The organism is Mucilaginibacter gracilis, from assembly GCF_003633615.1.
Taxonomy (GTDB): Bacteria; Bacteroidota; Bacteroidia; order Sphingobacteriales; family Sphingobacteriaceae; genus Mucilaginibacter; species Mucilaginibacter gracilis.
The window spans coordinates 6,496,003-6,521,893 of sequence record NZ_RBKU01000001.1 but is presented as its reverse complement, the minus strand read 5'-3'; the positions used below and the strand labels follow the sequence as shown (position 1 = coordinate 6,521,893).

The window sequence follows — 25,891 nt, the reverse complement described above, 5'->3', positions numbered from 1 at the left end:
CAGTAAATAACATGATAAACTTAAAAGAATTAGAAGTTTGGTTTGTAACCGGCAGTCAGGATTTATATGGCGAAGCAACGTTAAAGCAAGTTGCCGAGCACTCGCAACAAATAGCAAAATCGTTAGATGGAGCTTCGCAAATACCGGTGCGTGTTGTATTTAAACCAACCGTAAAATCAACCGAAGAAATTTACGCCATTTGCCAGGAAGCCAACGTGGCTAAAAACTGTATCGGCATAGTAGCCTGGATGCACACCTTCTCACCTGCTAAAATGTGGATAAGAGGGTTAAAAATTTTACAAAAACCTTTGCTGCACCTGCATACGCAATTCAACAGCGATATTCCGTGGAGCAGTATTGATATGGACTTTATGAACCTTAACCAAAGCGCGCACGGCGATAGGGAGTTTGGTTTTATAATGAGCCGCATGCGCTTAAACCGCAAGGTTGTTGTTGGCCATTGGCAGGATACCGAAGTACTGAGCCAAATTGGCGGCTGGACACGCGTTGCCGCAGGCTGGAACGATTGGCAGGGTGCTAAATTTGTACGCTTTGGCGATAACATGCGCTACGTTGCCGTTACCGATGGCGACAAGGTTGAAGCTGAACTGCGTTTTGGCTACTCAGTAAACACATATGGTGTTGGCGATTTGGTGAAGGTTATCAACGCCATTTCCGATGCGGAAGTTGACAGGCTTACCGCCGAATACGAAGAACTGTATGCTGTTGTACCTTCGTTGCGTAAAGGTGGCGATCAGTATAGTTCTTTACGCGAGGCTGCTAAAATTGAATTGGGCATGAAAGCCTTTTTGGTTGATGGTAACTACAAAGGTTATACCGATACCTTTGAAGATTTACATGGCATGGCACAATTGCCTGGCATCGCATCGCAACGTTTAATGGGGCAGGGTTATGGTTTTGCCGGCGAAGGCGACTGGAAAACAGCAGCCCTGGTACGCGCCATGAAAGTGATGGGCACAGGTTTAGAAGGCGGTAACTCCTTTATGGAAGATTACACTTATCATTTTAACCCATCAAACCCAATGGTGTTAGGCTCGCACATGCTCGAAATTTGCGAATCTATATCATTAGGCAAACCTAACTGCGAAATACACCCCTTAGGTATTGGGGGCAAAGCCGATCCAGTGCGTTTGGTGTTTAACGTAGCCGGCGGCCCTGCTCTTAACGCTTCGCTGATAGATATGGGTAACCGTTTCCGCTTATTGGTTAATGAAGTTACAGCCGTAGCACCCGAGCACGATTTACCTAAGTTGCCCGTTGCCCGCGTATTATGGAAACCATTACCTGATATGAAAACAGGTTGCGCGGCATGGATACTGGCCGGAGGTGCTCACCACACCGCATACAGCCAAAACCTATCGTCAGAGCAATTGCAGGATTTTGCCGAAATGGCCAACATTGAGTACGTGCTGATAGGCAAGGATACCAACATACCGCAATTTAAAAATGAACTGCGCTGGAGCGAAGCCTATTACCAGATGAACAAACAATTTTAATAAACCAAGCCTTACCACATTAAAAAACCTCGCTTAAAAAACGAGGTTTTTTTTGTTGACGGAAACTAACAAATTGGCTGGTGCTGTTCTAATGTTAATAGGTTAACATTGAGTATCCTAATCCTAAAAACATTTGGCTGTGCCGTAGGTGTAACAGGTCGGCTTTTTTAAATTAATCTATCAGCTTATTGAAAAACTCCCCGGTAAAATCGGGCGCAGTATGTTTTACATTGGGCATGCCTTCAAACTCTTCGGCTAAATGGGTTGTGGTTAACACCACGCAGTCCATGTCGGCATTTAGGGCGGCTTCGGCACCTTTGGGCACATCTTCAAAAACCAGGCATTCGTTTGCGGGTATGCCTAAAGCGGTGGCTACTTTGGTGTAAGTTTCGGGGTGAGGTTTGCTCAGTACCACGTCGTCCGCACTAACAATGGCTTTAAAATAATGCCTGATGTTCAAATTATCCAACACAAAATTGATATTGAAAGGTATAGCCGCCGAGCCAATGGCCATTGGTATTCCTTTTTGGTAGGCCGCTTCTAAAAAATGGTGTAAGCCCGGTAAAAGTGCCAGTTCGTTAAAATATTCCTGCTGGTAGCGTTTTTCTTTTTCTAACGATAGGCTTACCATTTCGTCCATCGTAAACCTATCGGGGCCAAACATGCGTACCAGTACTTCGGGGTTTTTGCCATACATCTGTTGTTTTACTTGGTCCCAGGTAAAGTTGCCGCCTAACTCATTATTTAAAAGATGGCGCCATGCACGGGTATGGTATTCCATATCGTTTATCATGGTACCGTTAAGGTCAAATATAAATGCTTTATAGGTAGTTGTCATGCGGCAAAAGTACCCAAAATGAGCCGTAAAGCCCAAAATAATGTGATAAATGAGTTTTTATTTACGCTTTAGCTCTGCCAAATTTGGCCAGCATTTGGTTAATAAACAGCTTGCTTTCGGCGTAGCCGGTAGTCATAACACTACGTAACGAATAGCCATCGAGGTTACGTTTTAAATGATAATAGCCAAACAGTAGCCCGGCAATTGTTGCAAACGGAGCGGCAAAAGCGGCACCGTAAATGTTACGGAAAAGGTATAAGCCTATGGATGTTGCCAGCACGTTTACAACAACCATGATAATTACTTTGTAAAAATTGATTTGCGGTTTGTGGATAATATCGAGCGTTACGCCATTAAACCTATCAACAGGGTATAAAATGGCCATGCACATAAATATGCGGAAGATATTGGCAGCTTCGGTACCTTTATATTGATCGCCGGAGAGGAGCCAGATGGCGAAATCGGCAAAGAAAAACGCGCCTATGACCAACGGAATAAACAGCAGCGTTAACATACCGGCGTATTTTTTTGTTACGAAGGTTAAATGGTGCATGTTATCGGTATTATAAGCCGTTGCCATTGCCGACATGCCCGTGCCCACAAAGGTGCGCAGCAGTATCTCAACAATCTCCATTAACTTATTGGGTACCGCATACACCGCCAGCGCCGTAGGGCCAAGCACCGGGATAATAATAAACGTATTAACGCTGCCCAGCAGGTTTGAACTTAAGTTGGTTGCCAAACTATATTTACCAAATTGCGCCAACTGCACCATACACTCGCGCGTGCGCTTAAAAATGGTTTCCACATGCGAGTAACCGAACACGATACAGGCCACACTGGTTAAAATATTGGTTGCAAAGTTAACAATGAGCAGGTTTTCGAGCGTTGCCTTTTTTAGATAAGCGAGTATCAGTATGATAACTATCATTGATACATTGTTAACCAGCCGCAACCAGAGTATGGTAAGGTAATCTTCGTCGGCAACTAATATCCAGAAGGTGATGTTGAACGTTACCGAACTTAATACTGTTACGCCAAACCATTTTATAACCAGTAAAACTTCGGGATTTTTGATGAGGCTCATGAAGGGCATGGCGCAGGCATCCAGCGCCATCAGCGTAAGCGAAACACCTAAAGCCAAAAACCAAACGGAACCTAAAACTATTTCGGCACGCTCTTTTGGTGTACCTGCGTAAAATTTTATGGTGCCGGTTGATAAAAAGCCATTGCGCAAGGCATCGCAAAGGCCATTAATAGATAGAAAAAAAAACCATACCCCAACATCGGCCTTGGTCATGGTGCGCAATAGTACCGACATGGTTATAACGCTGAAAGCCGAAATAACCACATTGCCTATTAAAGCCAGTACATGTTTGTTGTTTAGGGCCGATAATTTAGGAATACGCATAAGGTGCTCAAGTTAAGCAGATATACGTAAATTACTAAAAATGGTTAAAAAAATTATCAACAATGATAGGCTGCGCCTTTAGGGTGTTACACCTGTTTGGTCGTTTACAGGGGTTTGTTCGGCATCGGGTACAAACTTCATGGAAAGGGAATTTACACAGTGCCTTGTATTTTTGGGTGTAAACCTCTCGCCTGCAAAAACGTGGCCCAGGTGCGCGTCGCAATTGGCACAAACAATTTCGGTACGGCGGCCATCAGCATCGGTAACGCGTTTTACGGCACCGGGTATCTCATCGTCAAAACTTGGCCATCCGCAATGCGAATCAAACTTATCGGCAGATAAATATAATGGTGAATTACACCTGCGGCAGATGTAAGTACCAGGCATTTTGTTGTTGGTATACTCGCCGGTATAAGGCCTTTCGGTACCTTTGTGTACAATTACGTATTCTTCTTCGGGTGTTAATTTATTGTAGTTCATTTTGCAATGATTGATGGATTGAATGATAGATTGACTGAATAACTTTTCTTGCAAAGTACATCAAATATTACACCGTAATTTACATAAATGTGATAGTTGCGAAATTTTTGATGTTATCATTACAAAAAAATAAGTGTGCATTGATTTGAAGGCAGAAAAACTTTGCTAATCGCCGCCGCAACCGCCACAACTTCCGCCGGAACCGCAAGACGAACTGGAATCGGTGCTGCTGAAACTTCCATCACTGTTATTAAATGTGGTTGTTAAGGGCACAAACGCCGAAACGAATACCGAGTCGCCCAACAAAAAGTATTTCCAGTCCCACTGGTTGTGTGCATCGCTTTGGTAAACAATGTTTTTGCTGTAATATTTGGGCAGGGCAACGGTGCCAATGGCTGTGCTTAAACGATGCAAATTCAATACGGCAAACGCAAGGCACATCGCTAAAACTATTGCTATTTGGGTAACCGGTTTATCCCTAACTATGCCTGTTGCAAGCCTAACAGCACCCAGCAAAAACATAATGGAGAATATTGAAAAATTGAGAATAAAAAGCTCGACAAACTTTTTTGAGCTGCTTACATAATTTGTAAATGCATCCATAGCGCGGCTGGTTTTATTAAATGCAGGCTTGTACTTCAGCAGGTTTACTATGGCAGGATAATCGGCATTGGGATTAATACTGATGGTTTGCAGTACGCAATATAGCACGGGCTCGTCGTGATGCGCGTCTTTAACACGGAATCTGCCATTTTCAAGAATAGTGATGTTCCCGGCTAAAATCAATTGATTTACTGCACCGTGAATAACGGGTACAATGTTGTTTTTTTGTAGATAAACGAGTTCGAGTGCCGACAGCTTAAAAATGAAAGCGTCTTTTGGCCATTGAGATACTATGGCATTAAGTTTTACGTAATTGTAAAAATTGACAATTATAAAACCACAAATAGCAATAAGCAAATAGCCTTCTATAAAATAGGGATTGCCAATAGTTATATATAAAGGGCTAAGAAAATAGTAAGCCATAATAAACGCCAGCATAACCAATAGTACGCCAACGCTGCAAATGTTAGCCATGCTTAAAGGCGACGTTTCCATACCAAGAGGTTGGTAAATATTTGCATAGCCCCAAATGTGTACGGGTTGCGGCCCGAAGTTTTCGAGATAAAGCTTTTTTGTTCTCTCGGTTGCAGTTTTGAACGTGGAAAAATCGTTGCGGTTATGTGTGGATGGGATATGCGCTATTTGCTTGCCTAATAGCGAGCAAAAATTATTATATGATTGCGTGAATATTAAGTGCTGGTGCCATACAATATCCACAACATCCGACGGGGAAACCATCCCATCCGAAACGGCGGCCAGATACATAAATTTTTTATATTCGGCAATGGCTTCGCAGGCGAAGTTTACGGTCCAGAAATTTTCGTTTTGGAGCCTGGTGATAAAACCATATTCGCTTACCGGGCCGTCGATATTAAAGTTAGCTACGTTGTTCCAAAGCGTGGTATCCACAAAAGGCAATGTTAGTTATACCATAAATATATATTTTTTTGTTGAGATGGCTATAATTGGTATTTCACATAAAACAAAAAAATCCCGGCTTCTCAACCAGGATTTTTCATATCTCAAAACGCATATCGCTATGCGCAATACTATTTAATCTTATTTAGCAAGCTTGGCTAATTCCTCAGCCATTGCTGCGCCAATTTCGGCTGGCGACTCAACAACGCGGATACCGCATTCGGCCATGATCTTCATTTTAGCGGCAGCAGTATCATCGGCACCGCCAACAATAGCACCTGCGTGGCCCATACGACGGCCAGCCGGAGCGGTTTGACCTGCTATGAAACCTACAACCGGTTTAGTACCATGTTCTTTTATCCAGCGGGCAGCTTCGGCTTCCATGCCTCCGCCAATTTCGCCTATCATTATGATACCGTGAGTTTCAGGGTCGTTCATTAATAATTCAACAGCTTCCTTAGTTGGTGTTCCGATGATCGGGTCGCCACCAATACCAATTGCGGTAGTGATACCTAAACCGGCTTTAACAACCTGGTCAACAGCTTCGTAAGTTAAAGTGCCCGATTTTGAAACTACACCAACATTGCCTTTGCGGAAGATAAAGCCTGGCATAATACCAATTTTAGCTTCGCCGGCAGTAATAATGCCTGGGCAGTTAGGGCCAATTAAACGGCAATCCCTATCGCTGATGTACTCTTTTACCTGTACCATATCCTTTGTAGGGATACCTTCGGTAATACAAACAATAACTTTAATGCCAGCTTCGGCAGCTTCCATAATAGCATCGGCGGCAAAGGCAGGCGGTACAAAAATGATAGATACATCGGCACCGGTTTCTTTAACAGCATCGGCAACAGTATTAAATACCGGACGATCTAAGTGCGACTGGCCACCTTTACCCGGCGTTACACCGCCAACCAATTGCGTTCCGTACTCAATCATTTGCGATGCGTGGTAGGTACCTTCGTTACCTGTAAAGCCTTGAACTATAACTTTAGAATCTTTATTTACGAGAACACTCATGGTTTTTGTTTTAGTATCGCAAAGCTAAACTTATTGCCTATAAAGTCAAAAGATAATTGCATCAAAATGGATACAAAAGGGCCATTTGGTTAGGGCAATTAATGTTGTTAGTATAAAAAGGCGTCGGCTTGGTTGTTTCTGAGCAACGGCATTAGTTCAATGAGTAGCAACATCTTTAGATTGGCCTAATTTTGCGCCGCTGTAAACGTGTTGCAATGCAAAGAAATCTTGGTCGTGCCTTTCTTAGAAATGACATTTTGTAAGTTCATTGTGAATTGGTTGTTGCTTCCTGATACTTGCCCTCATCAAATTCCTTCTCGCTTTTGGCTATTACTATAGTTGCTATACCGTTGCCTATCACATTGGTAATCGCCCGCGCTTCGGACATAAACCTATCTACACCCAGCAGTATGGCAACGCCTTCTACGGGTATCATTTTTGTAGCAGCCAGTGTTGAGGCCAGTACAATAAAACCGCCGCCCGTTACAGCCGCTGCGCCTTTTGATGTTACCATGAGTATCCCCATGAGTGTTAATTGCTGCGTTAACGTTAAGGGTACCTGGAAAGCCTGCGCCAAAAATATAACAGCCATAGACAGGTAAATGGTTGTGCCATCCAAATTAAAAGAATATCCGGTGGGGATAACTAAACCCACTACCGATTTTGAACAGCCTATCCGCTCCATTTTTTGCATCATGCCGGGCAGGGCCGATTCGGACGAGGAGGTGCCCAGTACCACTAGTATTTCTTCTTTAATAAATACAAGGTATCGCCAAAGGCTAAACTTGTACAGGCGGCAAATAACATTGAGCACCACAAAAATAAACAGAAACATAGTTAGGTAAACCGAACCCATGAGCCGTGCCATTGGTGCCAGCGTTTTTATGCCAAAGGTGCCTATGGTAAATGCCATACCGCCAAATGCACCAATGGGGGCAAGCTTCATCACCACCTTCATGATGTTGAAAAATACTTTGGATAGCTTATCGAATACGTTGATGAGCGATTGGCCGGCCTCGCCCATGTGGCTTATACCATAGCCAAACAAAATGGCGAAAAAAAGGATCTGCAAAATATCGCCGCGACTAAAGGCATCAAAAATATTGTGAGGCACAATGTGCGTTAAAAAATCGGACGCATCCATTTGGGCGGCTTCTTTTTGATAGCCTGCAATTTTTGAGGCATCGGTAATAGCCTTGTGTACAAAGCCTTCGCCGGGAGTTGTAATATTTGCTACCGCCAAACCAATAAACAGGGCAAAAGTGGTTACAATTTCAAAATACAGCAGGGCCTTGCCGCCAACTTTGCCAACCTTTTTCATATCGCCCATGCTGGCAATACCCAACACTATAGTTAAAAATATAATGGGTGCAATAAGCATTTGTATTAAACTAATAAAAGTTTGGCTTATAGTTTTTGCCGTTGGAGCAAAGGCCGGGAAAAATGCACCCACTAATACACCCAATAATATGGCAATAAGTACCTGTATGGTTAGGTTTGATAAAATGCGTTTCATGCTAAAGGCTTAACTGGTTTAAACCGAAAAGATATGAATTTTACCGCGAATTAAAAAAGGCCTGGCTTGGGCCAAAAAATTGTATTAGTCGTTAAACCTGAAACTGTCTTTAAGTTTGTTGATGTTACGGAAAAAAGATGGCCCTTTCTCGTTGGTTAAGCAGGCTATTAAAATATTGCCATAATGGTTTTTGTGCAATACTATTAACAGTGCGTACTGATAGTTTTTTGTTGCAGGTAAGGCAACTAAATTTAAAAGGTATGAGCGCCCGGCATCGGCGTTATACCGATCTAAAATATAGGGTGGCATCGTCCTCGTAATGTAATCGTTAGAGCCCGACATGAGCAGGGCTTCGTCGTTAGCTGTTTTTGTGTATAACGAATCAGGATTTGGTAATTGTTTATTTGCATCGTACCGCTGCCAATCCGCGCGGCTGTAGTTTACCTGGAACCATATTTCGCAATCATCATCCTGGAGTTTTAAACCGTATTGAAACGGGAGGCGTTCGTTTGCGGGAGGCTTAATTTCGCTAAATTTATCGGGTATTGTAAAGGTTGCGTTAATAGTAGCTAACAGATCTCTAAAGGCAGCTAACTGCCCGCTAACAGCCGGTTTGGGTTGCCCCGCAACACGAAGTACAAACCCCAATAAGCACAAAAAAATAACTAAACCCTTTTTCAATTTTTATAAACCAATATTAACGGCTGGCAACTAAATTTAAATATAATTTGTATAAATCAAATTTTTAATATTCAACCATTGTTTAAATCATTGCTGTTGCCTTCCTTATCACCTTTGCGGCTGTTAACTATCCAAACGTATAACGGTATGCCTGCCATTAAAAGTATAAATCCCCAGTAAACTGCGCTTTGGCCAGCGCCTGCAATAGCCCATAACGAATACGTAAATGCACCCGCACCCAGCGCTATGGCCGATACCAGGCTACCTTGATGCAACTGCTTTTGCCGGCACCGGATAATAACATACGCCGCCGCCGAGAAAAGATAAGGTATTAAAACACTTAAAGTGGATAACAGCAATAAAAATTTAAACTGCTCAACCAGGCCCCTCGAGTAATTCATAGTCATGAAGAGGGATACCATGCTGCTGCTGATGAGCATCCCCGCGTAGGGCACTCCTTTTTTGTTGAGCTTACCAAATATGGGCGGGAACAGTTTATCTTTCGCGATAGCAAACGGCACCTGCCCCTGTATCAGTGTCCATCCGTTTAGTGCGCCAAAGGCTGCTATGGCTACACCCGCGCTGGTATAGTAACGTGCGTTGCTGCCAAACATAATAACCGCCGCATCGGCATAGGGCGTTACCGAGTGTTGCAGTACCGTTGCCGGGATGATACCCATAATACTTACGCTGCCTAATATATAAACCAAAGTTGCAATGAGTAAACCAAGCATAGTGGCACGGCCTATAGTTTTGCCCGGGTTGTTAACGCTGGCGGCGGGAATAGTAGCACACTCTATACCTACAAACGAAAACATAGTAATGCTGGCCGTGGCCGTAATTGCGCCGAAAACACTGCCGCCCGAAGTATTAAAGGGATGAAAATTTTGTATCCTGATAAAAAATAAACCACCTATGGCTATAACAAATAAGGGTAGCAGCTTTAAAACTGTGGTGATAACCTGCATATTGCCCGATGCCGTGATGCCGCGGGTGTTGAGCCAGGTTAAAAACCAAATGGAGCATAAACCGGTAATAACTGCAGCCAACGCGCTTGATGCCAACACCGGGAAGAAAGTGCTTAAAGCACCCACAAACGATATGGTGATGGCCGCATTGGCACATGCAACGGCTATCCAATAACCCCAGGCCACTAAAAAGCCTGCAAAATTACCCAGGCCGTGGCGTGTATAGGCATAGGGGCCGCCTGTGCTTTGGGGTAATAGCGCGCTTAAATTGCCAAATACTTTTGCCAAAAAAAACGAGCCTATTGCCGAAAATACCCAACCTAATAAACTTACACTGCCAAATGAAGCCAAAGCCGCCGGCATTAAAAATACTCCGGCCCCTATCATGTTGCCAACTACCAGCGATGTGCTGCTCCAAATACCTAATTTTTTTGCCGACATTTTAATTGATTAAATTCTGCTTTAGCGATATAAGATTAAAGCATTTTATTAACAAAGTAAAGCATTGAATACCATTAACAGGGTATTTGTAGGGGTATAAGCCATTACAATTAAGCAATCAGTTTTTTTAAACTAAAAAGGTGCATCCCCGGTTAAGAGATACACCTTTTTGTAAATGTTATGAGGGTATTATTTTACTGATACCTTGTATATTGTTGTGCTATGAAAAGTTTCGCCCGGTTTAAGTACCGTGTTAGGGAACGCCGGTTGGTTAGGCGAATCGGGGTAATGTTGGGTTTCTAAACACAGGGCAGTGTGTTGGTTAATGGGTTTACCGTCATCGGCAATTAGTTTGCCATCTAAAAAGTTACCTGTGTAAAATTGGATAGCAGGTTGCGTGGTTAAAACCTCTAACTGGCGGCCACTGGCAGCATCGTATAAAATGGCCGCCTGGTGCAATGTGGTATCGCTGTTGTTTAAAACAAAGTTATGGTCGTAACCAACCGGTGTACCGGGTACCTGGTTAATGCGCGAGCCAATTTTTTCGGGCTTGGTAAAATCAAACGGAGTGCCTTTAACGGGCTCTAACTTACCGGTTGGGATAAGCTCCGAGTTAACAGGCGTATAACGATCGGCATTGATCTGGATGGTTTCGTCTAAAATGGTATTGGTGTGGTCGCCACTAAGGTTAAAGTAAGTGTGGTTAGTAAGGTTAATAGGAGTTGCCTTATCTGTAGTAGCGGTATAATCTATCTTCAATTCGCCGGCATCGGTTAAGGTGTATTTTACAGTTACCTTAAGGTTGCCTGGGTAACCTTCTTCGCCATCTTTACTTAGATAGGTTAGGGTTAGTGCCGGTACGGTATCGCTAATCGGTTCGGCTGTCCAAATTACTTTATCAAAACCTTTGTTGCCGCCGTGCAATGCGTTTTTACCGTTGTTGGTAGCCAAAGTATATTCTTTACCATCAATAGTAAATTTACCTAAGGCAATACGGTTGCCGTAACGGCCAATTAAGGCACCAAAATAAGGTACATCTTTAGTATAGCTGTTGGCATGGTTAAAACCTAAAACTATGTTGCCCATTTTACCGCTTTTATCGGGTGTTACCCACGATGTTACTTTGCCACCGTAGTTGGATATTTTTACCTCAACTCCGTTTTTGTTGGTAAGCGTGTACAGATCAACAGCTTGGCTATCAACCTTGTCCCATGCTTCTTTAGTGATACCCGCCTTTGGGGCATCTTTAGTTTTGTTTTGCATACACGATGTTAAAATTGTGCCTATTACGAGCGAACCCAATAATAAGCGACTCAAAATTATTCTTTTTTTCATTCTGTTATAGGTTTTAATTTATGTTTGGATGCTTTTATACGTTTATTTTAAGGTTAGTACCACAACCGAATGCGCGGGCAAATCGGCCACTAACTGGTCGCCTTGTTTTGATGCGCCTGTAAAGGTTTCAATTTTAAGTTTGTTGGGTTTTTGAAAAGTATTTACATCGGTTAATTTTTCCGAAGTTAATATTTGCCCCGTAACGCCACTCCAGTTAAGCCCCTTTAAACCAGTGCGGATGCTGATCTTTTTTTCGGGATCGAGGTTAACGAGAGAAATATGGATAACCTTGTTTGAATCGATTGACGCTGATACGTTAATGGCCGGTATTTTATCGCTGCCATTCTCCAAATCGGGAGATTTGAGCTCGATGGGCAAATAGGTAGCATCCTGATGAACCTTGTACAAATCAAACACATGGTAGGTTGGCGTAAGCAGCATTTTTTCGTTGTCGGTTAATATTAACGCCTGCAAAACATTAACAGTTTGCGCAAGGTTAGCCATTTTTACCCGATCGCAGTGGTTGTTGAAAATATTGAGCGTTGTTGCCGCCACTAAAGCATCGCGCAAGCTGTTTTGCTGATATAAAAAGCCAGGGTTTGTGCCGGGTTCAACATCCGTCCATATACCCCATTCGTCAACAACGAGGGCTACCTTTTTTTCAGGATCATACTTGTCCATAATGGCCGAGTGCTTGGTTACATACTCATCCATACGCAAGCAGTTTTTCATGGTGTTGAAATACTCCGCATTAGTAAAACTGGTTGCCGAACCTTTTTTAGACCAACTACCCGTTGGAATGGTGTAATTATGCAACGATATGCCCCACATGCGTGTACCTATGTTTTTCATGCAGGTTTCCATCCAATGGTAATCGCCATCGCTTGGGCCGGTGGCAATTTTTTTAAGCGGCGTACCAGGATAATTTTTAGCGAAGGATGCATAGCGCTTAAATTGGTCGCTGTAATATTCGGCAGTCATGTTACCGCCGCAGCCCCAGCTTTCGTTGCCAACGCCCCAAAAGCTAACTTTAAATGGCGCAGGGTGTCCGTTTTGTTTACGTAGGGCAGTAGTTGGGCTTTCACCGTCAAAATTAAGGTATTCCACCCATTTAGACATTTCATCCACCGTGCCCGAGCCAACATTACCCGTTATATAAGGCTCGCATTTAAGCAAACTGCAAAGCTCTAAAAATTCGTGCGTGCCAAAGCTGTTATCTTCGGTTACGCCGCCCCAGTTGGTGTTAACCATTTTAGGCCTTTGTGCAGATGGGCCAATACCATCTCGCCAATGGTACTCGTCGGCAAAGCAACCGCCTGGCCAGCGCAGGTTTGGGATATGTATTTTTTTAAGTGCCTCAACAATATCAAGCCGTATGCGGTTTTGTTTGGCAACCGGCAATTTGGGGTCAACCCAAAAGCCGCCGTAAATACAACGGCCCAAATGTTCCGAAAATTGGCCGTAAATATTGCGGCTAATGGTTAATTTAGAATCGCCTCCGGTAACGGTAAGGTCGGCTTTGGCCTGCCCGTAGCTGTTACTTACAAGCAAAGTACCTAAAACAATGAGTGAAAAAGTTCTTTTCATAGATTAATGATAATTGGTTTATAATTGAAGTACTGGTGGCCTTCAATAATCTAAAGGTATAAAGATTTTAAATAAACGTCGATTTTACAATTAATTATTTTCAATAAAAAAACCAATTACATTATAAACACTTAAATTGCTTTAAAAACCACAATGCCGTTGTGCCCGCCAAAACCAAAAGTATTGCTCAATGCTGCCTTAACCGGGTGTTGAATGGCCTCGCCCAACACAATATTCATATTATCGGGTATGGCGGCATCCAGTTCGGTAGTGTTAATGGTTGCAGGTATCACACTATCGCGCATACTTAACAAACAAATTACAGCCTCAATTGCTCCGGCTGCACCCAGCAGATGCCCCGTCATAGATTTGGTTGCGCTGATGAATAAATCGTTTTTGCCCGTTCCTGTTAATGCAGTAATCGCTTTTATTTCAGATGGGTCGCCAACAGATGTTGATGTGGCGTGAGCATTTAAATAGTCAACATCGTTAATAGTTAAACCAGCTTCTTCCAGGGCAAACTTCATGGCTTGTAATGCGCCAAGGCCTTCGGGGTGGGTTGATGTCATGTGGTAGGCATCGGCCGTCATGGCGGCACCGCCAATTTCGCCATAAATTTTGGCACCGCGTTTTACGGCATGTTCATATTCTTCAAGTACCAAAGCCGCCGCGCCTTCGCCCATTACAAAACCATCGCGATGCACATCAAACGGGCGCGACGCTGTTTGCGGGTCGTTATTACGCCCCGTCATGGCTTTCATGGCCGAAAAGCCACCTACCGAAGCAGGTGTTACCGGTGCCTCGGAACCGCCACTTACTATTATTTTGGCCTTGCCTAAACGGATGTAGTTAAAGGCATCCATAATAGCCGTGTTGGATGTGGCGCAGGCCGATATAGCTGTGTAATTGATACCCATATAGCCATGACGAATAGAAATCATCCCCGAAGCCATGTTAGGTAACAGTTTCGGTATAAAAAACGGACTAAACCTTGGGCTACCGTTACCTTGTGCATATTCGGTAACCTGTTCTTCAAAAGTTTCCATGCCGCCCTGCCCGGTTCCCCATATTACACCCACATCAAAGGGGCTCATTTTATCAAATTCAAAGCCCGAATCTTTAATAGCCTCGTCGGATGCTACCAGGGCATATTGTGTAAAAAGGTCGATACGTTTAATATCCGCCCTGTCTAAATGGTTTGCCGAACTGTAATTTTTAAGCTCGCAGGCTACCTGTGTACGAAATAAGGAAGCATCAAACCGCGTAATTGTACCTGCGCCGCTTTTGCCTGCCAGTATACCGTCCCAAAAATCGGCAACGTTGTTGCCCAGCGGGGTTAACGCGCCAATACCTGTAATAACTACTCTTTTTAACATTATGGTGTATTTTGATAATGCAAATGTATTAATCTATACAGATTGCAATATTTTGATTTTATTTTTGTGATGAAATGTGCCGCAAATGAGTTTTGTAGAGCGCAGGGGATTACACTGGGCTCACCCACTATAGCAAAAGCAATAAAAAGGCGGGCTTATTAAAACCATATTGCTGACAGATACAATGCGCCACAGCGCGAATTAGCCTTAAACGGTACGCAGGGCTGCTTTTATATTAGCAGCAATATCGGCCAGTTCTTCGCTGCTAAGTTTTAGTTTTGGTTTCGAAAAATTCATATCATCAACATGGTTAATGGGTATGAGGTGTATGTGGGCATGTGGTACTTCCAGGCCAATAACGGTAACACCAATGCGCTGGCAGGGGATAGCTTTTCTAATTCCGGCGGCAACTATTTTGGCAAAAATGTGCAAGCCGGTATAAGTTTCGTCGTCAAGATCAAAAATATAATCAACCTCTTTTTTAGGTATTACCAGTACGTGGCCAACAGCCAAAGGGGCAATATCTAAAAAAGCTAAAAACTCAACGGTTTCGGCAACAACGTGGGCGGGTATCTCGCCGGCTACTATTCTGGAGAAAATGCTTGGCATGGGAGTTTATAATGATTGAAGGATTGAATGACTGAGTGATTGAATAAGGTGAGTGAATAAATGGTTCAAAATAACAGTGATTGAATAAATTAAAATAACTTGTAATAACCGCAATTAAAACACTCAATCATTCAGTCATTCAATCATTCAATCATTGTAATACTACCTGCTAATTTCAAGTATTTCAAATTCTATTTTACCGGCAGGTACGGTTATCTCAATGGTTTGGCCAACCTTTTTGCCCAATAAACCTTTGGCAATAGGCGACGCGGTAGATATTTTACCCGATTTGAGGTCGGCCTCACTTTCCGATACCAATTGGTAGGTCATGGTAGCACCGTTTTTAAGGTTCTTGATCTTTACCTTAGAAAGTGCTAATACTTTTGTGAGGTCTAATTTAGAGTCGTCCAAAAGGCGTGCGTTGCTCATCGCCTCTTCCAGTTTCGAAATTTTAGCTTCGTGGTGCCCTTGTGCATCCTTAGCCGCATCGTACTCGGCGTTTTCACTCAAGTCGCCCTTATCGCGGGCTTCGGCTATCGCGTTTGATATGATTTGCCTGCCTGTTGTTTTTAAATACTGTAATTCTTCTTTTAATTTTTCTAAACCTTCTTTGGTGTAGTATGCTACATCTGCCATAACTCACGTATTAAATTATAATTTTATTACTGAACGATACCTAAAAAAAATAGCCCTCCCTAATAATCAGAAGGACATCCCAAGGTTATTAAAAACAAACAAGACTATATGGGCGCGGCCTACATAGTCTTGTTTAAGTATAAAACGAAGATAATGGAATTAAGTTTACAATTCCAAATCTTTTAATTTGGATAGCTATTTTTTAAGATTTTTTAACAAGTACATAACCTACCAGTTACTGATTGGTTAATTCTTTTAACTTATCAGCCATCACCTCGCTTATCTTTCGGTACGATTCAAAGGTCCAGCCCGCAACATGCGGCGTTAAAATCACTTTCTCGTTTTGTTTCAATTCGGCATACCAGTCCTGCTCACCCAGCGCCGGAAATTTTTCGACTTCCAATACGTCCAAGCAAGCGCCTAAAATTTTTCCGCTCTGCAGGCCGTTTAAAACCGCTTTAGTTTGCACCACCTTGCCACGCGAGGTATTGATGAGATAAATAGGCTTGCGGAAGTGGAACAGAAATTCGTCATTAAACATATACTGCGTTTCCCTGGTCAGCGGTACATGGAAGCTTAGTACATCGCTTTGGCGCACAATTTCTTCCATGCTTACCTCGCGGGCGTACCTATCGCTAAAGCCAGTTTTGTATTTATCGTAAGCTATAACCTCAACACCAAAACCCTGTAGCCTTTTGGCGAAGCTTTGCCCCATAAAGCCATAGCCAATAATACCAACAATGCGGCCCTTTAACTCGTGGCCGCGGTTAGCTTCCCGTTTCCATAAACCATTGCGCACTTCGGCATCGGCGTGGTTAAGGTTATTCATCAATGCCAAAAGCATCCCAATAGCATGTTCGCCCACGGCATCCATATTGCCTTCGGGCGCGTTTATTAAGTGGATGCCTTTTTGTTTGGCGTAATCCTCATCAATATTATCCATCCCGGCGCCGGCCCTGCAAATGAATTTGAGCTTGGCGGCTGCATCAAACACCGCCTTATTCACCTGGAATTTGGAGCGAACCATCAAACCTTCGTACTCGGGCAGTACCTTTAAAGTATCTTCTAAAGTATATTGAGGCTGGTAATTACATTCGTAGCCCAAAGCCTCGGCACGCTCAATAAAAACAACGTGCAAGTCGTCAACAATTAGTATTTTTTGTTTCACAGATTTGTATATTATTTATTCATTGGGAAACCAGTAATTAATAGTAAAATAAAAAGCCTCTATTAATTTGATTTTTTCCGGATTATCTTCTTTTATGAGAATGGAACTATAAAAATTCATTTCACCGGTTATCGCGTCAGATTTGTGACGTTCGTATCCACGTCCAAATTCGTTAAACCATTTGCCAAAAATTAAGTTTCGGTGCCGGGCAAAATCATCGTTATTTAAACATATATAAAGTAAAGCATTGTCACCATTAAGTTTAAAGTAATTATTTATGATGTGAACGATGGTTCTTGCCGTGCATTCATCATATAATGGTTTAGTTTGAGCATTACGTCGTTTGCATTCAAAACCGAAACTTACGATGTCTGTAGTTGTGTGATATGGCGTTTGAAGGGTGAACGGTGTGAAATATGCATAATATTCATCACCATTTGTGGTTGTAAACCTATAACCTTCTTTCTCTGGGTATATTTTATATAGGCTTAACAAAGCGAATCCCTTTAAGGGTACTTAGCGGTTTACCCTCTTGAATAGCTTTCGAAATCTCCTCCTTATCAGTAATCAGCTTGATGAAAGGATTTTCAGCAACTTCAATCTGCTTGTTCTTGGTTTTATGTGATTTTGTAGTAGCCACATTCAAAAATACATAAAATTCAAAAAAGCAGCAATGATTTTTTTAGAATTGATAGTTATGTGGCAATTGCGAACTGAACGCTACCTGCCGATTCTTACAACATCAGCCATCACATCGTCATAACTATACTGAAATATAGTTCACATCAAATTGAGCCGGTACAGCGGGAAAGTCCCATTTACTCATGTCACACATTTCGGCAGCTTGCCCAAAAGACAGTTTGCCCGCCTCGTATAATTTGGCGGCAATAAAACGCACGGTTTCCTGATGCTCTTTTTCAAGGGAATCGGGAACCTGTAGTGTCATTGTAGTCATGATATAAATATAATTAACCCGTAGTGCATTATAAAGAAAGTTGTTCATTTCGCCAATAAATGGTATATTGTATTGACTGACAATCAATTACAAACATGAACAACTTGATTCAAAATTACACTTTTATTTTAGAAGAGTTTAGGAAACTGTCAATAAAAGAGGACTTTTATTACAAACCAGTAAGGCCAAGACTGTCTGATTTAGAGTTAATTACGTTAAATTTGACCGCTGAATATTGTGGAATAGATTCTGAATATCAGTTATTTAGAAACCTGAAAGGTACCCCGCTTGATATCTTGATCGAACGAAGTGTTTACAATAAGAGAAAAAGAAAATTGTTCCCGCACATAAATGAGGTGAGAAAAAAGCTTGTTCAGAAACTGAACGCTGTCCAGGACTGTTTCATTGTCGATTCAATGCCTTTAGAGGTATGTAAAAATGCCCGTGCAGCAAGAAGTAAAATCTGCAAAGAACAGGAATACGCTTTTCCAAACCATGGTTTTTGTGCTGCGCAAAGTTCGAGGTATTATGGATACAAACTGCATGCAGTTTGTTCAGTAGATGGTGTTTTTGAGAACTTTGACCTAAGCCCTGCTTCCGTACATGACATACATTACCTGAAAGATATACAACAACAAATGACTGATTGCGTGCTACTTGGAGACAAAGGCTATTTGTCCGCAGAGGTACAGGTCAATCTTTTTGAATCTGTAAACATTAGATTGGAAACCCCGATGAGAAACAATCAAAAGAAATTCAAACCGTATCCATACCTATTCAAAAAATCAAGGAAAAGGATTGAAACGCTATTTTCGCAACTGTGCGATCAGTTTATGATCAGAAGAAATTATGCCAAAACTTTTGAGGGGTTTAAGACAAGGACGTTAAGTAAAATAACTGCCCTGACCACCATTCAATACCTCAACAAATTTATCTTTAAAAGGAACATGAATCACATTAAAATAAATTTAGTCTGATAATGCACTACGGGTTAATTAACATTTTTAAATCTATAACAAGTAAACCCAACAAATTCCTTCACCTCGCCGTATGCACCCCCAAATCTTCTAAATCAGTTAAAGTAATATCATCCAAGCCTTCATCATCATTAAATTTAAAGCTTGGCTTTTTGGTATTTGCAATTAAAAAGCCGAACCAGAAAAGTAACACGGGCACTATAATGTCCAATTGCCGCGGGTAGGCACTTAATACATCGCTCAATAAAAGATAAACCCCTGTAAGTAATAATAAAAACTTTACAGCAAAGGTTATTTTGCGCCAATTGAGCCAGGTTAACCCAATGCCCAATACCGACGCCCATAGTATAGCCAATTATAATACCGCGCAAAATGCTATCATCCTGAAAGGAATAGGAGTAAGGGAAGTTAAACAGCATCCGCGAAAAATTATCAATACAGTTGCCCATAAATTTAAGAGGGTGATTTTTGATGTTCTGTATGGCAAGCTGTTTGTAAGCTTCGTCTTGCTCAATATTGTCTTTGTGTTTTAAAACATCGGCAATATCTTTTTGGTGGTTCTTCTTTAAAATAGTTACCACCTCGGCCGATTTAAATAGCGTGGGGTATTGTTTGTTGGTTAAATAAGGTACTTTCCAATCGCCGTATTCGTGGGGATAAGGTGTGCTCATCCAATACAAACTCATCCCGCCCGAATTTCCCCAATAGAAAAGCTTGCCCGTTAATTGCCAGGTGTAAGCCAAATAAGGCACAGTAACGGCAAAGGCTATCAGCAATATCCTGATTGGTTTAAAGTAATACGCTTTGTTTTTTTTAAACAGTAGGTTAATAAAAAATATACCCAGGCAAATAACTACTACATAGCCAAAAATAATTTTGGTAAGCACCAGGTAGCCCAAAATTAACCCCGCTATAATGCCATACTTTTTATTGCCTTTATTGTAATAAAGCGCAACGGTATAAACCAGGGCCGATACCAGCAAATTTGTAAAAGCCTCGGTATATAAAATTGGCAGCATTGATAAGGCATTGGGATAAACAGCCAGCAGCAAACTCAATATAAGGGCGGTTTTATAATCGGCAATAAGCCTCAACGCTTTAAATAAAAACACAACGGCTAAATAAAAGTATAGCGCGTTCATTAAGGTGATATACAACGGGTAAATGGTTAACGCTACAAAGGGCATTAGTATAATGGGGAAGCCGGGGCCGTTCCATAAACTTATATGGGGAGCGGGCGGCGAGTAGAAACCGTGTATCAGGTTTATTGCAAAATTATAATAACGCACCTCGTCGCCGTATAAGCTGGGCCATTTGCTTTTAACAATTAGATAACTGTAGTAAAAAAGAAATGGTAAGAATATAAAGAAAGGATTACGAATGAGCTTTTTTAAAATAAGGGGATTTTTCAACTTCTGCCGTATATTAAAAGTAATCTACGGCAGAAGTGGGCCAATACGGCTGGGTAAAATAATAATTTACCCGTTGTGTAAACGGTTTCGTTATGTTTTTGCCCAGGTGCATCTGCAACCTGTAGTGCTATTGTAGTCATGCTAATAAAGATAAGTATAAACATTTTAAATATGCAAAAGAGATCAGAGCATTTAAATTCGAAATCAAAATCTGCCATCCGTTCTCAAATCCTAAATCGAACATCCGAAATTCCAAATCACCTCACCTCTTGACATTCAAATAAAAAACACTATATTTGCATTATTAATAATGAATACAGGAGAGGGGACAATAGTCCCCTCTTTTATTTTTTGTCGATCAAATGGCTGATATGAATATTGAAAAGCGGGTTGCCCAACTGGTTGAAGAAAAACTAACCGAATTACCAGGTGTTTTTGTGGTAGATATTAAAATGCTGCCCAACCATAAGCTGATAATTTTGATAGATGGCGACGAGGGTTTGGGGGTTGGCGATTGCGCTAAAGTAAGCCGCTATGTTGGCTTTAAACTTGAAGAGGAGAACGTGATAGAAGAGGCTTATAACCTCGAAGTATCTTCGCCTGGTATTGATACACCGCTTACGCTGGTAAGGCAGTACGCAAAAAATATTGGCCGCGACTTATCGGTTAAAACAACCGAAGGTGCTCAAAAAGAAGGCAAATTGTTAAGTGTTACCGAAGATAGTATAGTAATTGACGAAATAATAAAAGCAGGGGTAAAAGGAAGAAAAGCAGAGGTAGCCGAAGCAACCATTCCCTTGAGCCAGATTGCAGAAGCAAAAGTTTTAATATCATTCAAATAGTACAATGAGCAATATTAATTTAATTGATTCCTTTCAGGAATTTAAGGATTTTAAAAACATCGATCGTCCAACGATGATGAGTGTGCTGGAAGACGTTTTCAGGAGCATGATCCGTAAAAAATACGGTAACGACGAAAATTGCGACGTTATTGTGAATACAGATAATGGTGACTTGGAAATTTGGCGCACACGCGTTGTTATGGAAGATGGCTTTAGTGAAGACGACGACCTTGAAATTGAACTGGCCGAGGCTAAAACCCTTGACCCTGATTTGGAAGTTGGCGACGAATACATTGAGCAGATTACGTTAGAGAGTTTTGGCCGCCGCGCTATTTTAGCTGCCCGCCAAACACTGGTATCGAAAATTTTAGAACTGGAGAAAGACGAGATCTACAAAAAATATAAAGACAGGGTTGGCGAAATTATAACGGGCGAAGTTTACCAGGTTTGGAAAAAAGAAACTTTGGTATTGGATGATGAAGGTAACGAATTGTTATTACCAAAATCTGAACAGATACCTGCCGATTACTTTAAAAAAGGTGATAGCGTGCGTGCCGTGGTAAATAAAGTTGATATGATGAATAGCAACCCTAAAATTATCATCTCGCGTACAGCACCCGAATTTTTACAGCGTTTGTTTGAATTAGAAGTTCCCGAAATTTTTGATGGCTTAATTACCATTAAAAAAATTGTTCGCGAGCCCGGCGAACGTGCTAAGGTAGCAGTGGAATCATACGACGATCGTATCGACCCGGTTGGTGCCTGCGTAGGTATGAAGGGATCACGTATACACGGTATCGTTCGCGAATTGAAGAACGAAAATATCGATGTAATTAATTTTACAAATAATATCCAGTTATATATACAACGTGCATTATCGCCTGCAAAAATTACATCTATTAAGTTGGATGATGATAAAAAAACAGCCGCAGTGTACTTAAAACCCGACCAGGTATCGTTAGCTATCGGTCGTGGAGGCCATAATATTAAATTGGCAGGTAAATTGACAGGGTATGAAATAGATGTTTACCGTGAAGCCGACGAGCATGAAGAGGATGTGGACATTGAAGAATTTAGCGACGAAATTGAGGGCTGGATATTAGACGAGTTTAAACGTATTGGTTTAGACACTGCAAAATCTATACTGGCCTTAAGCGTTGGCGAATTGGTTAAACGTACTGACCTTGAAGAAGAAACCGTGAAAGATGTACTTTCTATTCTTCAGGCAGAATTTGAATAAGCAGAAATAACGAAACTATCACGAGCTAAGGTTCACAACGAAGATTAGTGAACGGCTCACGATAGCTTTATTACCATTGTAAATGACGTAGCCTTATGGAGTGCCTTAAAAACACAAAAGGTTACGAAAAAAACAAATTAGACCAATGGAAATAAAAACGTATTTTTGCAAAATAAAGCGGAGAAATAAATATTAAATGTCAGACGACAAATCCATAAAGTTATTTAAAGCAGCAAAAGAGCTGAACATTGGTACTGGTACTATAGTCGACTTTTTAGCGTCAAAGGGTTACAAAATTGAAAAGCAACCTAACGCCAAAATCGAAGGCGATATGTATGATGCCCTGTTAAAGGAATTTCAATTTGATAAAAACATCAAAGAGGAAGCAAAACAGATCAGTATTGGTAAGATCAGACGCGAAGAGCAGGGAGCTGCGCCCGAAAAGCATGATCACCCTGCACGTTCAAAAGATTTTGAGCATGAGGAAATTTTAGTTAAAAATTTACACTCATACAATGCGCCTGCCCCTGCACCCGCACCTGTTGTACCAACACCGCCCCCTGTGGTTGAAAAACCTAAGCCGGTAGTTGAAGAACGCGACGAGAGCATACTGCAAGGTGTTAAAATTGTTGGGAAAATAAATTTGGACGAGTTAAACTCAAAAACCCGTCCCGAAAAGAAAGCTGAAGAGCCTGTTGTAGCCAAAGAGCAACCTAAACCGGTTGAAGTTAAGGCACCAGAGCCAGTTGCCGTGCAATTTGTAAAAGAGCCCGAAGTTAAACCAGAGCCTGTTGCCGAAAAACCAGTGGTTACCCTTCCGCCGGTACAGGCACCTGTTGTGCAAGTGCCACCCGTGGTAGTAACCCCTCCGGTAGTAACAACACCTCCGGTACAGGCACCCGTTGTGCAAGCACCCCCGGTAGTAGTGGTACCGCCGGTAGCACCACAGCCACAGCCAGCCGCACCTGTAGAACCCGAAGACGATGTTATACGTGCCAAAGCCGAGCGTTTAACCGGCCCCAATGTTATTGGTAAAATAGTTTTGCCCGTTAGTCAGCCTAAGCGCAATAATTCGCCCATTGCCTCGTCAAACGCTAACAGTGCTGCCGAACAGCGCCGCAAACGTAAACGTAAAGAAAACGGTCCGGGTCAGCCAAATCAAAACCAAGGTCAAGGTCAGCAACGTCCGCAAGGAGGTGGTTCGCCAGGTCAGCAGTCGCCATCTCAACAAGGTGGTGGTGCCCCGCAGCAAGGTGGTAACCGTCCGGAGTTCCGTAAACCGGCAGGTCCGGGTCCTTCACGTCCCGATTTTAGAAATAAAGGTCAGCAACCAGCTTCGGCAGGAGGCAATAAAGAAGAGCCTTCAGAAAAAGAAATACAAGATCAAATCAAAGCAACTCTTGCCAGGTTAAGCGGAGCAGGTAAATCGGGTAAATTTGCCCAGCGTGCCAAGTTCCGTCGCCAAAAACGTGATGATGTTGCTGCATCTGCCGAGCAGGACGCATTAGATCAGGAAATGCAATCGAAGGTTATTAAGGTAACCGAGTTTGTAACTGCTAATGAGCTTGCATCCATGATGGATGTTGGTGTAACACAAATTATCTCAACTTGTATGAGCTTGGGTATGTTTGTGTCAATAAACCAGCGTTTGGATGCCGAAACCCTAAGCATTGTTGCCGAAGAGTTTGGCTTTGAAGTAGAATTTGTTAAACCGCAGGACGAAGAGGGTAACCTTGACGAACCGGATGATCCGGCAGATTTGATACCTCGCGCACCTATAGTAACCATTATGGGTCACGTAGATCATGGTAAAACATCCCTATTAGATTTTATACGCAAAACCAACGTTATAGGTGGCGAAGCGGGTGGTATAACCCAGCACATTGGTGCTTATGAGGTTTCGTTAAAAGATAACCAAAAAATCACTTTCCTTGATACTCCGGGTCACGAGGCGTTTACCGCTATGCGTGCACGTGGTGCCCAGGTAACAGATATTGTAATCATCGTGATAGCTGCTGATGATAGCGTGATGCCGCAAACCCGCGAGGCCATAAACCACGCACAGGCTGCAGGCGCACCAATCATTTTTGCCTTCAATAAAATTGACAGGCCGGGAGCTAACGCCGATAAAATACGCGAGCAACTATCGGCCATGAATATTTTGGTTGAAGAGTGGGGCGGTAAATATCAAACACAAGAAATATCGGCCAAAACAGGTTTAAATATTGAGTTGCTGTTAGAAAAAGTATTGCTTGAAGCCGAATTGCTCGAACTAAAAGCTAACCCTAACAAACGTGCCGTAGGTACGGTTATTGAGGCCGCTTTAGATAAGGGCCGTGGTATTGTAACCACAGTATTGGTACAGGCTGGCCGTTTAAAAGTTGGTGATGCTATATTAGCCGGTTGCTACAGCGGGCGTGTTAAGGCATTAACTAACGAACGTGGCCAGCGCGTTGAATCGGCAGGGCCATCAACACCGGTACAGGTATTGGGTATGCAGGGAGCACCTACAGCGGGTGATAAGTTTAACGCCCTTGAAAGCGAACCTGAAGCACGCGAAATTGCCAACAAGCGTTTGCAATTGCAACGTGAGCAAGGTTTACGTACTCAAAAACATATCACGCTTGATGAAATTGGTCGTCGTTTGGCTATCGGTAACTTTAAAGAACTTAACATTATTGTTAAGGGTGATGTGGATGGTTCTATCGAAGCCCTGTCGGATTCGTTACTGAAACTATCAACAGATCAGATACAGGTAAACATCATATCAAAAGCAGTAGGGCAGATTTCCGAATCGGATGTATTGCTGGCTTCTGCTTCAGATGCAATTATCATAGGCTTCCAGGTGCGCCCTTCGGGCAGTGCGCGTAAGCTTGCCGAGCAAGAGCAAATTGATATCCGTTTATATTCCATCATTTACGATGCCATTAACGAAATCAAAACCGCGATGGAAGGTATGCTTGCACCAACCTTTGAAGAGAAAATTGTTGCCAACGTTGAAATACGCGAAACCTTTAAAATTAGCAAGGTTGGTACAATTGCAGGCTGTATGGTGTTAGATGGTACCATAACCCGTAACAGTAAAATACGCATCATCCGCGAAGGCGTTGTAATTTACACCGGCGAGTTGGCTTCGTTAAAACGTTATAAAGACGATGTTAAAGAAGTTGCCCGTGGCTACGAGTGTGGTTTAAACATCCACAACTTTAACAACATTGAGGTTGGCGATATAGTTGAAGCTTACGAAAACGTTGAGGTTAAACGCAAGTTGTAATAGCTTATAAGTTAAAGAAAAGAGGCCGTTTCACACCAAAGTGAGACGGCCTCTTTTTATTAAAAATTCTTTTAAAGCAAGAAT

At 42.2% G+C, this 25,891-nt stretch carries 23 protein-coding genes; 5 read left to right on the top strand and 18 right to left on the bottom strand.

Features of this window, described 5'->3' with window-relative positions; translation table 11 throughout:
- Positions 1–11 precede the first annotated feature (11 nt).
- A complete protein-coding gene (gene araA, locus BDD43_RS29105; protein ID WP_121202159.1) occupies positions 12–1,517 on the top strand; it encodes an L-arabinose isomerase in 1,506 nt (501 codons plus the stop codon).
- A 172-nt stretch (positions 1,518–1,689) separates the two neighbouring features.
- Here the strand turns inward: araA and BDD43_RS29100 are convergent, their stop codons facing one another.
- The 17 genes from BDD43_RS29100 to BDD43_RS29025 form a co-directional block, all read right to left on the bottom strand.
- On the bottom strand, positions 1,690–2,355 hold the full coding sequence (locus BDD43_RS29100) for an HAD family hydrolase (RefSeq protein ID WP_121201729.1): 666 nt from the start codon (positions 2,353–2,355) through the stop codon (positions 1,690–1,692).
- A gap of 61 nt (positions 2,356–2,416) precedes the next feature.
- A complete protein-coding gene (locus tag BDD43_RS29095; protein ID WP_121201728.1) occupies positions 2,417–3,766 on the bottom strand; it encodes an oligosaccharide flippase family protein in 1,350 nt (449 codons plus the stop codon).
- A gap of 78 nt (positions 3,767–3,844) precedes the next feature.
- A complete protein-coding gene (locus tag BDD43_RS29090) occupies positions 3,845–4,246 on the bottom strand; it encodes a methionine-R-sulfoxide reductase (protein ID WP_121201727.1) in 402 nt (133 codons plus the stop codon).
- A 165-nt stretch (positions 4,247–4,411) separates the two neighbouring features.
- The gene (locus BDD43_RS29085) at positions 4,412–5,758 is read right to left on the bottom strand and encodes a hypothetical protein (protein WP_121201726.1); all 1,347 of its coding nucleotides are present in this window, start codon (positions 5,756–5,758) and stop codon (positions 4,412–4,414) included.
- A gap of 150 nt (positions 5,759–5,908) precedes the next feature.
- Positions 5,909–6,790, bottom strand: coding sequence for a succinate--CoA ligase subunit alpha (sucD, locus tag BDD43_RS29080; protein WP_121201725.1), 882 nt, complete (start codon positions 6,788–6,790; stop codon positions 5,909–5,911).
- Between the two features lie 265 nt (positions 6,791–7,055).
- Positions 7,056–8,306 carry a dicarboxylate/amino acid:cation symporter gene (locus BDD43_RS29075; protein ID WP_121201724.1) on the bottom strand — a complete coding sequence of 417 codons (1,251 nt, stop codon included), beginning with the start codon at positions 8,304–8,306 and terminating at the stop codon, positions 7,056–7,058.
- An 84-nt stretch (positions 8,307–8,390) separates the two neighbouring features.
- On the bottom strand, positions 8,391–8,987 hold the full coding sequence (locus tag BDD43_RS29070; RefSeq protein ID WP_121201723.1) for a hypothetical protein: 597 nt from the start codon (positions 8,985–8,987) through the stop codon (positions 8,391–8,393).
- A 71-nt stretch (positions 8,988–9,058) separates the two neighbouring features.
- Entirely contained in the window at positions 9,059–10,396 is a 1,338-nt protein-coding gene (locus BDD43_RS29065) for an amino acid permease (RefSeq protein ID WP_121201722.1), read from the bottom strand.
- 189 nt (positions 10,397–10,585) lie between these two features.
- Positions 10,586–11,731, bottom strand: a complete 1,146-nt coding sequence (locus BDD43_RS29060) for an aldose epimerase family protein (protein ID WP_121201721.1) — start codon at positions 11,729–11,731, stop codon at positions 10,586–10,588.
- 42 nt (positions 11,732–11,773) lie between these two features.
- Positions 11,774–13,318 carry an alpha-N-arabinofuranosidase gene (locus BDD43_RS29055; protein WP_121201720.1) on the bottom strand — a complete coding sequence of 515 codons (1,545 nt, stop codon included), beginning with the start codon at positions 13,316–13,318 and terminating at the stop codon, positions 11,774–11,776.
- Positions 13,319–13,449: 131 nt separating this feature from the next.
- Positions 13,450–14,694, bottom strand: coding sequence for a beta-ketoacyl-ACP synthase II (gene fabF, locus BDD43_RS29050; protein WP_121201719.1), 1,245 nt, complete (start codon positions 14,692–14,694; stop codon positions 13,450–13,452).
- Positions 14,695–14,901: 207 nt separating this feature from the next.
- Positions 14,902–15,303, bottom strand: coding sequence for an HIT family protein (locus tag BDD43_RS29045; RefSeq protein ID WP_121201718.1), 402 nt, complete (start codon positions 15,301–15,303; stop codon positions 14,902–14,904).
- A 162-nt stretch (positions 15,304–15,465) separates the two neighbouring features.
- Complete coding sequence (gene greA, locus BDD43_RS29040) at positions 15,466–15,939, bottom strand: transcription elongation factor GreA (protein WP_121201717.1); 474 nt, start codon at positions 15,937–15,939, stop codon at positions 15,466–15,468.
- Between the two features lie 235 nt (positions 15,940–16,174).
- Positions 16,175–17,107 (bottom strand): 2-hydroxyacid dehydrogenase, encoded by a 933-nt coding sequence (locus tag BDD43_RS29035; RefSeq protein ID WP_121201716.1) that lies wholly within the window; start codon positions 17,105–17,107, stop codon positions 16,175–16,177.
- Positions 17,108–17,122: 15 nt separating this feature from the next.
- Complete coding sequence (locus tag BDD43_RS29030; protein ID WP_121201715.1) at positions 17,123–17,602, bottom strand: DUF6169 family protein; 480 nt, start codon at positions 17,600–17,602, stop codon at positions 17,123–17,125.
- Positions 17,586–17,747 (bottom strand): hypothetical protein, encoded by a 162-nt coding sequence (locus BDD43_RS30320; protein WP_162847194.1) that lies wholly within the window; start codon positions 17,745–17,747, stop codon positions 17,586–17,588. The genes BDD43_RS29030 and BDD43_RS30320 overlap by 17 nt, the downstream gene beginning before the upstream one ends.
- A gap of 123 nt (positions 17,748–17,870) precedes the next feature.
- Entirely contained in the window at positions 17,871–18,062 is a 192-nt protein-coding gene (locus tag BDD43_RS29025) for a UPF0175 family protein (RefSeq protein WP_121202158.1), read from the bottom strand.
- Positions 18,063–18,157: 95 nt separating this feature from the next.
- Between BDD43_RS29025 and BDD43_RS29020 the strand changes: the two genes are divergently transcribed.
- A complete protein-coding gene (locus BDD43_RS29020) occupies positions 18,158–19,039 on the top strand; it encodes an IS982 family transposase (RefSeq protein ID WP_121196630.1) in 882 nt (293 codons plus the stop codon).
- A 137-nt stretch (positions 19,040–19,176) separates the two neighbouring features.
- Here the strand turns inward: BDD43_RS29020 and BDD43_RS29015 are convergent, their stop codons facing one another.
- Positions 19,177–20,451 carry an ArnT family glycosyltransferase gene (locus tag BDD43_RS29015; protein WP_121201714.1) on the bottom strand — a complete coding sequence of 425 codons (1,275 nt, stop codon included), beginning with the start codon at positions 20,449–20,451 and terminating at the stop codon, positions 19,177–19,179.
- Between the two features lie 371 nt (positions 20,452–20,822).
- Between BDD43_RS29015 and rimP the strand changes: the two genes are divergently transcribed.
- The 3 genes from rimP (at position 20,823) to infB (ending at position 25,807) form a co-directional block, all read left to right on the top strand.
- Positions 20,823–21,293, top strand: a complete 471-nt coding sequence (gene rimP / locus BDD43_RS29010; protein ID WP_121202157.1) for a ribosome assembly cofactor RimP — start codon at positions 20,823–20,825, stop codon at positions 21,291–21,293.
- Positions 21,294–21,297: 4 nt separating this feature from the next.
- On the top strand, positions 21,298–22,533 hold the full coding sequence (gene nusA, locus BDD43_RS29005; protein WP_121201713.1) for a transcription termination factor NusA: 1,236 nt from the start codon (positions 21,298–21,300) through the stop codon (positions 22,531–22,533).
- A gap of 196 nt (positions 22,534–22,729) precedes the next feature.
- Positions 22,730–25,807 carry a translation initiation factor IF-2 gene (gene infB, locus BDD43_RS29000; RefSeq protein WP_121201712.1) on the top strand — a complete coding sequence of 1,026 codons (3,078 nt, stop codon included), beginning with the start codon at positions 22,730–22,732 and terminating at the stop codon, positions 25,805–25,807.
- Positions 25,808–25,891 lie beyond the last annotated feature (84 nt).